General features: G+C 72.4%; 10 protein-coding genes and 2 tRNA genes. 2 read left to right on the forward strand and 10 right to left on the reverse strand.

Going from position 1 to position 12,268, the window contains the following annotated elements; genetic code table 11:
* Nucleotides 1-13 precede the first annotated feature (13 nt).
* Together ABZT03_RS00005 and ABZT03_RS00010 are read right to left on the reverse strand one after the other, a co-directional pair.
* A tRNA-Met gene (locus ABZT03_RS00005) sits at nucleotides 14-87 on the reverse strand.
* 82 nt (nucleotides 88-169) lie between these two features.
* Nucleotides 170-1,297, reverse strand: coding sequence for a dihydrofolate reductase family protein (locus tag ABZT03_RS00010; RefSeq protein WP_356031277.1), 1,128 nt, complete (start codon nucleotides 1,295-1,297; stop codon nucleotides 170-172).
* 106 nt (nucleotides 1,298-1,403) lie between these two features.
* Here ABZT03_RS00010 and ABZT03_RS00015 point away from each other — a divergent pair, with 106 nt between their 5' ends.
* Nucleotides 1,404-1,919: a MarR family transcriptional regulator gene (locus tag ABZT03_RS00015; RefSeq protein ID WP_356031280.1), complete on the forward strand. Its 516-nt coding sequence runs from the start codon at nucleotides 1,404-1,406 to the stop codon at nucleotides 1,917-1,919.
* 137 nt (nucleotides 1,920-2,056) lie between these two features.
* On the forward strand, nucleotides 2,057-2,683 hold the full coding sequence (gene ribA / locus ABZT03_RS00020) for a GTP cyclohydrolase II (RefSeq protein ID WP_356031282.1): 627 nt from the start codon (nucleotides 2,057-2,059) through the stop codon (nucleotides 2,681-2,683).
* Nucleotides 2,684-2,690: 7 nt separating this feature from the next.
* Here the strand turns inward: ribA and ABZT03_RS00025 are convergent, their stop codons facing one another.
* The 8 genes from ABZT03_RS00025 to ABZT03_RS00060 all read right to left on the reverse strand — a co-directional run bounded on the left by ABZT03_RS00025 (nucleotide 2,691) and on the right by ABZT03_RS00060 (nucleotide 12,260).
* Entirely contained in the window at nucleotides 2,691-3,341 is a 651-nt protein-coding gene (locus ABZT03_RS00025; RefSeq protein ID WP_356031285.1) for a response regulator transcription factor, read from the reverse strand.
* Nucleotides 3,329-4,480: a histidine kinase gene (locus ABZT03_RS00030; protein WP_356031287.1), complete on the reverse strand. Its 1,152-nt coding sequence runs from the start codon at nucleotides 4,478-4,480 to the stop codon at nucleotides 3,329-3,331. The genes ABZT03_RS00025 and ABZT03_RS00030 overlap by 13 nt, the downstream gene beginning before the upstream one ends.
* Nucleotides 4,481-4,728: 248 nt before the next feature.
* A tRNA-Lys gene (locus tag ABZT03_RS00035) sits at nucleotides 4,729-4,801 on the reverse strand.
* A gap of 108 nt (nucleotides 4,802-4,909) precedes the next feature.
* Nucleotides 4,910-6,445 carry an amino acid permease gene (locus tag ABZT03_RS00040; RefSeq protein WP_356031290.1) on the reverse strand — a complete coding sequence of 512 codons (1,536 nt, stop codon included), beginning with the start codon at nucleotides 6,443-6,445 and terminating at the stop codon, nucleotides 4,910-4,912.
* 48 nt (nucleotides 6,446-6,493) lie between these two features.
* Nucleotides 6,494-8,593, reverse strand: a complete 2,100-nt coding sequence (locus ABZT03_RS00045) for a VCBS repeat-containing protein (RefSeq protein ID WP_356031293.1) — start codon at nucleotides 8,591-8,593, stop codon at nucleotides 6,494-6,496.
* A 189-nt stretch (nucleotides 8,594-8,782) separates the two neighbouring features.
* Nucleotides 8,783-10,969, reverse strand: a complete 2,187-nt coding sequence (locus ABZT03_RS00050) for a DEAD/DEAH box helicase (RefSeq protein WP_356031295.1) — start codon at nucleotides 10,967-10,969, stop codon at nucleotides 8,783-8,785.
* A gap of 214 nt (nucleotides 10,970-11,183) precedes the next feature.
* A complete protein-coding gene (locus tag ABZT03_RS00055; RefSeq protein ID WP_356031298.1) occupies nucleotides 11,184-11,720 on the reverse strand; it encodes a hypothetical protein in 537 nt (178 codons plus the stop codon).
* Nucleotides 11,721-11,909: 189 nt separating this feature from the next.
* Nucleotides 11,910-12,260, reverse strand: a complete 351-nt coding sequence (locus tag ABZT03_RS00060; RefSeq protein ID WP_356031301.1) for a metallopeptidase family protein — start codon at nucleotides 12,258-12,260, stop codon at nucleotides 11,910-11,912.
* Nucleotides 12,261-12,268 lie beyond the last annotated feature (8 nt).

The raw sequence follows: 12,268 nt of genomic DNA on the forward strand, positions 1-12,268 counted from the left end.
CCTCGGCCTTCAGTAGCGGGGACAGGATTTGAACCTGCGACCTCTGGGTTATGAGCCCAGCGAGCTACCGAGCTGCTCCACCCCGCGTCGTTGAAACCAGTGTACGTCATGCGCGGGGCCCGAAGCACATGCGTTGTTCCGGGCCCCGCGGACCACCGGCCGGGACGTCTCAGCCGAGCAGATGACGGTTGGGCGCCTGGGCCCGCTGCGCGTACTCCGGCAGGACGACCACGGTGGCGCCCGCCATCGCGAGCAGCCCGTTCCCGTCGGCCCCCTCGACGAAGGTGTCCGGCTCCCGCCAGGCCGTCACCACCCGCCGGACCCCGGCGTCGAGGATGAGCCGGGCGCAGGGCGCCGGGCGGGAGGCGCGGCGGGCGCAGGGCTCCAGGCTGCTGTAGACCGTGGCGCCGGCCAGCCCCGGGTCGGCGTCGAGCTTGGCGAGGGCCGCCTCCTCGGCGTGGACCACCGGGTCGCCGCCCTCCCTGGAGTGACCGCGCGCGAGTTCGGTGCCGTCGGCCGCCACGACCACCGCGCCCACGCTGAACGCCGTGGCCGACGGCGGGCACAGCGCCGCGAGCTCGCAGGCCAGGGCCAGCCAGTGCCGGTCGGCCGGGGCGGGCACGTCACCGGCGCCCGGGGCGGTGGGCTCGTACCGGGTGAGGACGACGTCCTCGATCCGCCGCGTCTCCACCAGGCGCAGCCGTCCGCCCTGGTAAGGGCCGGGGCCGAACAGCCGGGGCGCGTCCGGGTCGCCGACGAACCGGGGGGCCAGGACCAGCTGCAGTTCGTCGGCGAGGTCCTGCTGGAGCAGCTGGGTGTGGACGCGTCCGCCGCCCTCGACCATGAGGCGCCGGACCCCGCGCACGTCGTGCAGGTGCTCCAGGAGGCGGCGCCAGTCGAGCTCGGGGCCCAGGGCCACGACGTCGGCGGCGACGGGCGCGCGGCGCAGGTGTTCGGCGCCCTTGTCGGTCGTGCAGACGAGTTTCTCGCCTCCCGTGTGCCAGAAGTGGGCGGCCGGGTCGAGGTCGCCGGAGCCGCTGACCGTGACCTTGAGCGGGTAGGCGGGCCGGCCGGCGGCGACCCTGGCGGCCCTGCGGTCGGGCGAGTTGACCAGGAGCCGGGGGTTGTCGGCGCGGATCGTGCCGGCGCCGACCAGGATCGCGTCGACGGAGGCGCGCACCTCGTCGACCCGGTCGAAGTCGGCCGGGCCGGAGAGCAGGAGGCGCTCGGGGCCGGTGTCGTCCAGGTAGCCGTCGAGGGAGACGGCGGCGGACAGCAGGACGTACGGGTGGGCCATCGGGTGTGCTCCCCGGCTGGGTGGGACGGGACGGTGGCGGGCTGGGTCCGGTCCGGTGGTGACGGCCGGGCTTGGTTCAAGTTTGAAACAAAACTACACTGGCTCCATGACGACTCGCTGGCTCACTCCGGAGGAGCAGCGCGCCTGGCGCGCGTACATCGCCGCGACGCACCTCCTGGAGGACGCGATCGACCGGCAGCTCCAGCAGGACGCCGGCATGCCCCACCTTTACTACTCCATCCTCGCCAATCTTTCCGAGGCGCCGGAGCGCAGGCTGCGCATGACCGACCTCGCCGAGCGGTCGAAGATCACCCGCAGCCGGCTGACGTACGCGGTGACGCGCCTGGAGAAGGACGGGCTGGTCCGGCGGGAGAACTGCCGGTGGGACAAGCGCGGCAGCGTCGCCGCACTGACCGACGAGGGGATGGCCGTCCTGGAGCGCACGGCGCCGGGGCACGTCGACACCGTACGGACGCTGCTGTTCGACCGGCTCACCGGGGAGCAGGTCGCCCAGCTGGAGGAGATCTGCACCGGCGTCGCGCGGGCTCTGGAGGGGGACGGGGAGCACCCGGCCGCCGACGAGGTGCCGTGGCGGCGGCGGTCCTCCCCGCCCTGCTCCTGAACCCCGCCGCATCCCGCCCTCCGCATCCCGCCCTCCGGAACCTGTTGCTTCAAATTTAAAGCATGGGGTAGGGTCCCGGACCATGGATCTGCTTCAAATCTGAAGCAGATCTGGACCTCCGGACCCGGGAGACCCCCATGCCCGACCTTCCCGCCGCCACGCAGCGCTCCCGCGTCCGGGTACCGCTGCGCTTCCACGACGGCTACGCCGTCGACGCCGACCTGGTCACCTTCCACGGCCTGACCGACGGCCGGGAACACCTCGCGATCGTCCTCGGCGACCCCGGCCCCGTGCCCCTGGTCCGGCTGCACTCCGAGTGCCTGACCGGTGACGTTCTCGGCTCGGCCCGCTGCGACTGCGGACCCCAGCTGCGCGAGGCGGTGGAGCGCATCGCCGGCCGCGGCGGGATCCTGCTCTACCTGCGCCAGGAAGGGCGGGGCATCGGCCTCTACAACAAGCTCGACGCGTACGCCCTCCAGGACCAGGGCCTCGACACCTACGCCGCCAACACGGCGCTCGGCCTGCCCGAGGACGCCCGCGACTACACCGCCGCCGCGCAGATGCTCCGGGCACTGGGGGTGGAGAGCCTCGACCTGCTGTCCAACAACCCCGACAAGGCCGGCCAGTTGCGTGATCTGGGCATGGAGGTCCTCGACCGCGTACCCACCGGCGTCTTCACCACCGCCCACAACGTCCGCTACCTGCGCGCCAAGGTGCTCCAGACCCAGCACACGCTGCCGCTGGCGGAGCTCGGTGTGAGCTGAGCCTGAACTAGCGGGGAGTGTGCGCCAGATGGGCCAGCACGGCCAGGACCCTGCGGTGGCCGCTGTCGCTCGGCGGCAGGCCCAGCTTCAGGAAGACGTTGCCGATGTGCTTGCTGACCGCGCGCTCGCTCACCACGAGGGTCCGGGCGATCGTCGCGTTGTCGTGCCCCTCGGCCATCAGCTTCAGCACCTCGCGCTCGCGCGGGGTCAGCGAGTCCAGCGGGGTGTCCCTGCGGCGGGTGAGGAGCTCGGTGACGACCTCGGGGTCCAGCGCGGTACCGCCGGCGGCGACCCGCTCCAGCGCGTCCAGGAACTCGTCGACCCGGCCCACCCGGTCCTTGAGCAGATAGCCGACCCCGCCGCCGCCACCGCCGAGCAGCTCGGCGGCGTACGACTCCTCCACGTACTGCGAGAGCACCAGCACCGGCAGTCCGGGGAGCTGTTGGCGGGCCAGGAGTGCCGCGCGCAGCCCCTCGTCGCGGAAGCCCGGCGGCATCCGCACGTCGAGCACCGCCACGTCCGGGCGGTGTTCCAGGAGTGCGGGCAGGATCTCGGGGCCGGTGCCCACCACGCCCACGACCTCGTGCCCGGAGGACCTCAGCAGCATCACGAGCCCCTCACGCAGCAGGGCGTTGTCCTCGGCGATCACCACACGCACGGCAGCTCCACTTCGATCACGGTCGGACCCCCGGCCGGGCTGTTCACGTGGAAGGTCCCGTCGAGCGCGGCCACGCGGCGGCGCATGCCGAGCAGCCCGGAGCCCCGGCCTTCGTCGGCGCCGCCCCGGCCCTCGTCGCTCACCCGCACCCGCAGACCGCGCGGGAACCGGGCGAGTCGGACCTCGGCCCGGGCCGCCCCACTGTACTTCGCGGCGTTGGTCAGCGATTCGGCCACGACGAAGTAGGCGGCCGCCTCCACCGCGGCGGGCGCCCGCACCCCCTCGTCCAGGCCGCCGTCCGTCACGGTCACCGCGAGACCGCCGCTCGCGGCCAGTGCCCGTACGGCTCCGGCGAGGCCGCGGTCGGTGAGGATCGGCGGGTGGATGCCCCGGACGACCTGCCGCAGTTCGGCCAGGGCCTCCTCGGCCTGGTCCTGGGCCTCGTCCAGGAGCCTGCGCGCGCCGGCGGGGTCACGGTCGTAGGCCCGTTTGGCGAGACCGATCCGCATCGAGAGGGCGACCAGCCGGGCCTGCGCGCCGTCGTGCAGGTCGCGTTCGATCCGGCGCAGTTCGGCGCCGTGCGCCGCGATCGCGTCGGCCCGCGTCTCGGTCAGCTCCGCCACCCGGGCGGCGAGCCGCGCCTTCGGCGAGGGGGCCAGCAGGACGGTCGACCAGTGGGCCTCCAGGTCCGCGAGCCGCACGATCAGCGGCAGGACGACGGCGGGGCGGCGCAGCAGCCCGCTCCACACGCCGTCGACGAGGAGCCCGGCCGGCCACAACGGCAGCGCGAGAAGGACCAACGGACCGTAGACGTAGTAGGCGAGCATCCAGCGCAGGTCCGTGTGCGTGCCGGGATCGCGCACCGCCGTGCGCAGCCGCTCCCGCAGCGGGCCGGTGATCCGCTGGTACGCCTCGGGCACCTCGCGTCCGGTCCAGGCCGCCGTCAGACCGCGCTTGGCGCCGGCGATCCGCCGGATCAGCAGCACCGTCTCGGGCAGCATCCAGGCGCCGACGACGGCGAGCGTGCCCACGGCGGTGATCAGCAACACGGTGACGAACAGGTACGTCCCGAACGCCATCGCGGCGGCCACGGCGAGGTGGCCCGTCGCCCGCGCCGCCTGCCGCACCGTCTTCCGCATGGGGCAACGCTAGGCTCCGCGGCGGCGGGGCGCGGGGGAGGGGGCACCCGTACGGGGGTGCAGCGGGCTGCACCCGTCACCGTGCGACGCAAGGGTTCCCTCGTCGCCCAGCAGCCGCCTGGCGACGCCCGCGAAGAGCGCGGACCGAACGCCTGAACGGACCGCGGGGCGCGGCCCGTTCAGGCGTCGGTGGTCCGGAGACGGACACGCCCCCAGCTCGAATCTGCTCGAAACCGGGGGCGATGCGGTAGGCCCTGTGGGACTCGAACCCACAACCAATGGATTAAAAGTCCACTGCTCTGCCAATTGAGCTAAGGGCCCAGGCGATGTTGCCTCCCCGAGCATAGCCGGAGCGGGCCGGGTCTCCGATCGGGTATCGGGGACCCGGCCGCGCGAGTCGGAGCGAGGGGGGCGGCGCTGCCCGGAGTGTTACGGATCGACCGGTTCGGGGGCGCCCTTGCGGCGTTCCTCGCGGGCGATCGTCCGGGCGTGTCCGGGGTTGAGGAACCAGTGCCGGGCCGAGGCGAACCACCACGCCGCGGCGAAGCCGAGGACTACCAGGACCGCGATCGGCGCGTAGTTGAAGGACTCCCAGGTGACCGGGGAGACCTGCGGCAGCATGAACAGGACGGTGATGACGCCGACCCACACCACCGAGACCACGCCGATCGCCCTGGACCAGCGGCCCAGGTGCCAGGGGCCGGGGACGAAGGCGTCGCCCTTGCGCAGCCGCAGGAGGGTCGGGACGACGTACGCGATGTAGAGGCCGATCACCGCGATCGAGGTCACCGCCGCGTAGGCCGTGTAGTTGATGAGGTAGGGCAGGCCGAGGAGCAGCGCGGCCACCACCGCGAGCCACACCGCGGCGACCGGCGTGCGGGTGCGCGGGTTGACCGTGTGCCAGACGTGCGAGAAGGGCAGGGCGCCGTCGCGCGAGAAGGCGTAGATCATGCGGCTGTTGGCGGTGACCGACGCCATTCCGCAGAACAGCTGCGCGCCGATGACCACCAGCAGGAGCAGCTTGCCGGAGGTGGCGCCGAGCGCGTCGAGCAGGATCTGGGCGGGCGGCGCGCCGGTCGGGGAGGCGAGCTGGTCGTCGTAGGACCGGATCGCGAAGGTGAAGCCGAGCAGGAGGACGAAGCCGGCGATCCACGAGGTCCAGATGGATCTCACGATGCCCTTGGGGCCGGCGGTCGACGCGTCGTGGGTCTCCTCCGTCATGTGGGCCGAGGCGTCGTAGCCGGTGAAGGTGTACTGGGCCATCAGGAGGCCGAGCAGCACCACGTAGAAGCCGCTCCCCCAGCCGGTGTTGTTGACGAACTTGCCGAACACGAAGGACGCCGACTGGTGCTCGTCGGGGACGAAGGTCAGCGCGCCGACGATCACCGCGACGCCCAGCACGTGCCACCACACGCTCACGCTGTTGAGGAGGGCGACGATCCGCACCCCGAAGGTGTTCAGCGCGCCGTGCAGGAGCAGGATCGCCGCGAACAGCAGCACGGTGCGGCCCGGGGTCACCTCGAAGTCGAACTGCAGGTTCAGGTAGGCGCCGAGGAAGGTCGCCGCCCCGAAGTCGATGCCGGCCGTGACCGCCACCTGGCCCAGGACGTTGAACCAGCCCGTGAACCAGGCCCAGGCGGCCGCCGTGCGGGGCGGGGCCAGCCGGTGCGCCCAGAAGTAGAGGCCCGCCGAGGTCGGGTAGGCCGAACAGATCTCGGCCATCGACAGGCCGACGAACAGGGTCATCAGGCCGACCACGACCCAGCCCCAGGTGATCACGGCCGGGCCGCCGGTGTTCATGCCGAACAGGTAGAGCGTCAGGCAGCCCGACAGGACCGAGATGATCGTGAACGACACCGCGTAGTTGGAGAACGCCGACATGCGGCGGGCGAGAACCTGCGTATAGCCGAGCTGGGCGAGCCGTTCTTCGTCCGTGAGCCCACTCGCTATGGCGTCATCTGTCATGCCCCCAGCGATTCCCATCCCGGGGGCGTGACACACGTCACAACTTGGCTAGAAAAGGCCCTTGTACCCGCCCCAGCCCGTGGCGATCTTCTGCCGGCCGGCGAACGAGCCCTTGCCGGTGCCGGTCTGACGGTAGAGATTGCCGGCCGTGTCCCGGGCGACCAGGTCGTTCCTGCCGTCCCCGGTGATGTCCCCGACTCCGACGACCGCGTTGTAGCCGGCACCCCAGCCGGAGAAGACCTTGACCCGCTCCTCGACCTGCCCGGTGCCCGTGCCGTCGTAGCGCCACAGCGTCCCGGCCCGGTCCAGCGCCAGCACGTCGCCGAAGCCGTCGCCGTCGAGGTCACCCGCGCCGACGATCTTCTTGTACCCCGACCACGAGCGGATCCTGACGCCCGCCTTCAGCTTCCCCGCCCCGTCGTTGGCGAACAGGTAGACGTCACCGGTCGACGCCCTGCGGGCCAGCAGGTCGGCGCGGCCGTCGCCGGTCAGGTCACCGGGAGAGGTCAGGACGTTGTACGCGTTCCAGCCCGTGCCCAGCGAGGTGTGGCTGCTCGCCGGCTTGTACGACACTCCGCACTTGCCCGCGTAGCGGCGCAGTTCGCCGTTCGGCATGCGCATCAGCATCTCGGCGCAGCGGTCACTGCCCATGTCGCCGAAGGGGACGGCGACGGTGCCGGCCGGCCAGCCGGGCTCCGACACCTTGGAGTCGAAGGTGCCGTTGCCCTCGGTGTACTGCAGGGTCAGGGCGCCGGCGGAGTTGAGCGTGACGAGCTCTCCGTAGCCGTAGCCGCCCTGGTCGTGGTGGCCCTGCAGTCCGCCGGTCAGCCCCAGCCTGCCGCTCGTGCCGTACGTACCCGCGCCGTCGGCCGCCGTGGCGGTCAGCGTCCAGGTGTAGTGGCCGTTGTACGCGTACCCGCCCGCGTCGGTGTCGCCCTCCCAGGTGGCGTCGATCGCGGTTCCGACACCGGTGTGCGTGCGCACGGTCCGCCCCGCGGAGTCCTTCACCGTGAAGGTCCAGGAGGCCGGCTTGTTCAGTTGCCAGGAGCTGTGCCACGCGTCGTTCTTGGCGTTGACGGTGGTGTCGTCCACCTCGGACTCGACCTTGGCGAGCGACTGGGCGGGCACCCCGCTCCGCACGATCCGGATCGTGTGGTCCTGGCCGACGTAGGCGATGTCGCCGCCGATCTTGTCCACCGCCCAGGTCTGCCGCCGCTGGTCGGCCGTGGTCCCGGCCGGGAGGTCGGCGACGGGGCGTGCCGCGGCGGCCGTTCCCGAGTGGTAGTCCGTCAGCATCAGCTTGCCGGCGGTGCGGTCGTGCCGGACGAGGTAGCCGTCGCCCACGAGCACGGGCCCGGACGGCACCGTGATGTTCTTCTTCGCCGTACGGTCGTACACGCCCGCGACGCCCGTGGGTCCGCAGTTCCAGTAGATCCAGCGGCCCACGACCTGGAGCTCCTTGACCGTGCAGGGCGCGCCCGTGGAGACGGTCCCGACGGTCTTTCCCGCCTCCAGGTCGTAGGCGGTCACCGTCCCGTCGCCCGAGCCGGGCGTCCACAGCGCCGCACCCCACACGGAGGCCGCGGTGGCGTTGCGGACCAGTCGCACGTGCTCGACGTACCAGGGGCTGACGGCGTCGACGTACTGCTTGCCGGTGGAGGCCGCCTGGTAGACGTAGAAACGGCCGGTGGCGTCCACGAATCCGCCGCCGGTCACCGCCGGTTCGCCCGCGCGGTAGGAGGTGGCCGAGTCCCAGACCTGCGCGCGCTCCTTGTCGTACTCGTCGACCTGGAAGTAGCCGACGTTCCCGTTGCCGGTGGAGCGCAGCGGCACACAGCCGCCGGCGTCGCACGGCACCCGCTCCAGGTGCGTGCCGTCCGCGTAGGTGCCCGCGAAACCGCGGGTGGTCTGCTCCAGCACGGTGGAGCCGTCGGGCGAGATGTGCCGGCCGACCACGTACTGGTCGCCGTTCGGGCGGTGTTCCACGGTCGTCAGGAAACCGCCCGCGTAGTCGATCCCCCACACGCCGTCCGTCGTGATCGGCGTCGGGGTGGTGTCCGCGGCCGCCGGGCCCGCGGTGGTCAGTGGGCCGGCGCCGAGGGCGGCCAGGCCGATGAGAGTGCAAGCGATCCGGGCACGCCGGGTCAAGGGTCCCTCCCAGGGGAAGTCAGAAAGGCGCGGCGGCAGGCCCGTCGATTTCCCCAGGGCCACCGTCCGCCGCGCAAGCCCTCGGATGCTAACAACTGCCGTACGGGAACCGGTAGTCGGTTGTTGAAACGGGGAAGGGCCCGTACGACCGGAGTCGTACGGGCCCTTCCGGAATCAGCTCAGCCGACGTCAGCCGTTGCGCTTCCAGCGCGGCTTGTCGTCGCGGCGGCCGAAGGAGCCGGTGCCGGTGCCGGTGCCGGTGGTGCCGCCACGGTGGTCGTCACGACGGCCGGTCGGACGGTCGTGGCCGCCGGCGCGGAAGCCGCCGCCGGTGGGACGGTCACCCTGACGGTCGCGGTTGAAGGGGCGGTCGCTGCCCCGGTGGGTCGACGGACGCTCGTCACGACGGTCACGGCTGAAGCCGCCCGAGGGACGGTCGTCGCGGCGGAAGCCGCCCGAGGGACGCTCGTCACGACGGTCGCGGTTGAAGCCGCCACCCGCGGGACGCTCGTCACGACGGTCACGGTTGAAGCCGCCACCCGAGGGGCGCTCGTCACGACGGTCGCGGTTGAAGCCGCCCGAGGGACGGTCGTCGCGGCGGAAGCCGCCCGAGGGGCGCTCGTCACGACGGTCACGGTTGAAGCCGCCACCCGAGGGACGCTCGTCACGGCGCTCGAAGGAACGGCCGCCACGGTCGTCACGGCGGTCGTCACGGCGGAAGCCGCCGCGGTCACCGTCACGACGGTCGCGGTTGAAGCCGCCACGGTCGTCGCGACGCTCGAAGGAACGGCCACCGCGGTCGTCGCGACGGTCGTCACGGCGCTCGTAGTTGCCCCGCTCGTCACGGCGCTGACGCGGCTGCTCGTACGCGGAACGCTCGGCGGTCTGCTCGGCGGCCACGGCCTCGGCCGGCGCCTCCACCGCGGCGTCCTGCTCCACGACCGCCTCGGCGGCAGCGACGACGGCCGCCTCCGGGTCCTCGCCGCGCTCACGGGCCGCACGCGCGACCAGGCGGTCGGCGTCCCCGCGCAGCTCGGTCGCGCGCCGCTGCGCCCGCTCGAGCTCCTGGGTGAGCTGCGCGACCTCGCGCTCGGCCTGCTGAGCCGCGTTGCCCGCCGACTCGGCCTGCACCTCGGTCATCGACCGGGCGCCGGTGATCTCGGCGACCTCGGGCTCGAACGCCGTACCGGAGTTGATGATGTGACGCGCGGCGTCGACGCCCGCGTCCTCCATCAGCCGGAAGATCTGGCGGCGCTGGTGCGGCAGCGACAGCGACACGACGGTGCCGGAGCGGCCGGCGCGGGCGGTACGGCCGGAGCGGTGCAGGTAGTCCTTGTGGTCACCGGCCGGGTCCACGTTCAGGACCAGGTCGATGCCGTCGACGTGGATGCCGCGGGCGGCGACGTCGGTCGCGACGAGCGCGTTGACGTAGCCCTTCTTGAAGTCCTCGAGCACCCGGGTGCGCGCGCCCTGCGTCATGCCGCCGTGCAGCGCGTCGGCCTTCACACCGGAGTCGCAGAGCTGCTCGGCGATACGGTCGGCGCCCAGCTGGGTGCGGACGAAGATGATCGTGCGGCCCTTGCGGGAGGCGATCGCGGCGGTGACCGGCGCCTTGTCCTTGGGCTTCACGATGAGGATGTGGTGCGACATGGTCGTGACGTTGCCCTGGGCGCTGTCGACCTCGTGCGTGACCGGGTCGGTCAGGTAGCGCTTGACCAGCGTGGAGATCTCGTTCTCCATCGTGGCCGAGAACAGCATGCGCTGGCCGCCGCCGGGGATCTGGTCGAGCAGCTCGGTGACCTCGGGCAGGAAGCCCAGGTCGGACATCTGGTCGGCCTCGTCGAGGACGGCGACCTGGACGTTCTCCAGGGAGCAGGCGCCCCGGTTGATGATGTCGCGCAGCCGGCCCGGGGTGGCGACGAGGACGTCGACGCCGCGCTCCAGGGCGTAGATCTGGTTGCTCATCGACGTGCCGCCGCAGACGACCTTCATCTTGAGGCCGAGGACGTCGCCGTACGGCTGGAGGGCGTCCGCGACCTGCATCGCGAGCTCACGCGTCGGCGTGAGGATGATGCCGCGGGGCTTCTTCTTCTCGGTGTGGCCGGCGGACAGTCGCGTCAGCAGCGGCAGACCGAAGGAGAGGGTCTTGCCGGAGCCGGTGCGGCCACGGCCGAGGATGTCCTTGCCGGCCAGGGCGTCCGGGATGGTCGCGGCCTGGATCGGAAAGGGGGCGGTCACGCCGTTCTGGGCGAGCTTGCGCACCACGCCCTCGGGGAGACCGAGGGCCGAGAAGGTGATCTCGGGAGCCGCGGTCGTCTCGTCGTTGTTCTCGCCGTTCTCGGGCACGACGACGTGATCAGTACTGGAAATGGACATGCGAATGCGAAACCTTCCGGAGTCTCGTCGGCACGCGCCCGTCAACTCCGTGATTTCGCAATTCGACCGCCTCAGTGCGGTCAGCCACGGCAAGGGAGAGTACGCGCCACGCGGCGCGCTCTTGTGCGGCGCCGGGCAATGGGGTTAAACGATCTACTACCATACGCACCCGTCGGCCTCGGAGGCAAACCAAAACCACCCAGGGGGACGCAGGTCACACTCCGGCCCAGACCGGTGAGCCGGCGGCCGGTGCCGGCCGCCGGTCCACCAGCTGCGGCCCCGGCTCCTCGTGAGCCGACGAGGACGGCTCGGCGACCGTCGGCTCCGCCGAGACGGTCGGGGGCGCCGGCGGGGACGGCTCCGGCTCGGGCTGCGCCGGAAGCGTCGCGGTGGGCTGCGCCCTGGTCGGTGACGGCATCCCCGGCGGCACCGGACCGCCCGGCGTCGCCGCCGCCGAGGGGGACTTGCCGGCGCCCGCGGGCGCCGAGGCCGAGGCGGACGCCGACTTCCCCGGCTTTCCCCCGGCCCTGGCCTTCCCCCGCTTGCCGTCGACCGCCGCCGCGCCGAAGCCCGCGGCCTCGCCCGGACCGGCCTGTCCGCCGCCGGGTGCCTGCCCGCCGTGCCGCCCGGCGGAGTGCGAGGGCTTCGCGCCGCCGCCCCCGTCGTCCGCGCCCACACTCATGCAGCCGGCTGCGGCGGCGACGGCCACGACCGTGACGGCCAGACGAACGGGAACGTACAAGGGGGGCACGGAAGCCACCTCCGGAGGCGGGCGGGTGAAGCAGTCGACCCGTTCAACTCCCGCCGCCCACAAGAGGACACGCGCCCCGCTTTCGGAGCGGCCCGTTCACGCCACGGCCCGGTCCGGCCGCGCGGGCCCTCGCCGGCCGCGCAGGGCCGTCCCCCACCGCGCCGTTCGTCCCCGGCCGGGCCGGCGGACTCAGCCGTACCCGAGGGCGTGCAGCCGCGCGTCGTCGATCCCGAAGTGGTGGGCGATCTCGTGCACGACGGTCACCTCCGTCTCCGCGACGACCTCCTCCCGCGTCCCGCACATCCGCAGGGCCGGCCCCCGGTAGACCGTGATCCGGTCCGGCAGCACACCCGCGTACCACTCCCCCCGGTCGGTGAGCGGCGTCCCCTCGTACAGCCCGAGAAGCTCCGGGTCGTCGGCCGGTGGCTCGTCCTCGACGAACACCGCGACGTTGTCCATCAACCGCGTCAACTCCGGCGGAATCCGGTCCAGCGCCTCGGCGACCAGTTCCTCGAACTCCTCGCGCGTCATCTCCAGCACCACCCCAT

Source organism: Streptomyces sp. NPDC005574 (assembly GCF_040605435.1).
GTDB lineage: Bacteria > Actinomycetota > Actinomycetes > Streptomycetales > Streptomycetaceae > Streptomyces.

Bases quoted from the DNA above. Each gene is read 5' to 3' on its own strand.
- ABZT03_RS00010 (WP_356031277.1), bottom strand. From the start codon at position 1,297: ATGGCCCACCCGTACGTCCTGCTGTCCGCCGCCGTCTCCCTCGACGGC.
- ABZT03_RS00015 (WP_356031280.1), top strand. From the start codon at position 1,404: ATGACGACTCGCTGGCTCACTCCGGAGGAGCAGCGCGCCTGGCGCGCG.
- ribA (WP_356031282.1), top strand. From the start codon at position 2,057: ATGCCCGACCTTCCCGCCGCCACGCAGCGCTCCCGCGTCCGGGTACCG.
- ABZT03_RS00030 (WP_356031287.1), bottom strand. From the start codon at position 4,480: ATGCGGAAGACGGTGCGGCAGGCGGCGCGGGCGACGGGCCACCTCGCC.
- ABZT03_RS00040 (WP_356031290.1), bottom strand. From the start codon at position 6,445: ATGACAGATGACGCCATAGCGAGTGGGCTCACGGACGAAGAACGGCTC.
- ABZT03_RS00050 (WP_356031295.1), bottom strand. From the start codon at position 10,969: ATGTCCATTTCCAGTACTGATCACGTCGTCGTGCCCGAGAACGGCGAG.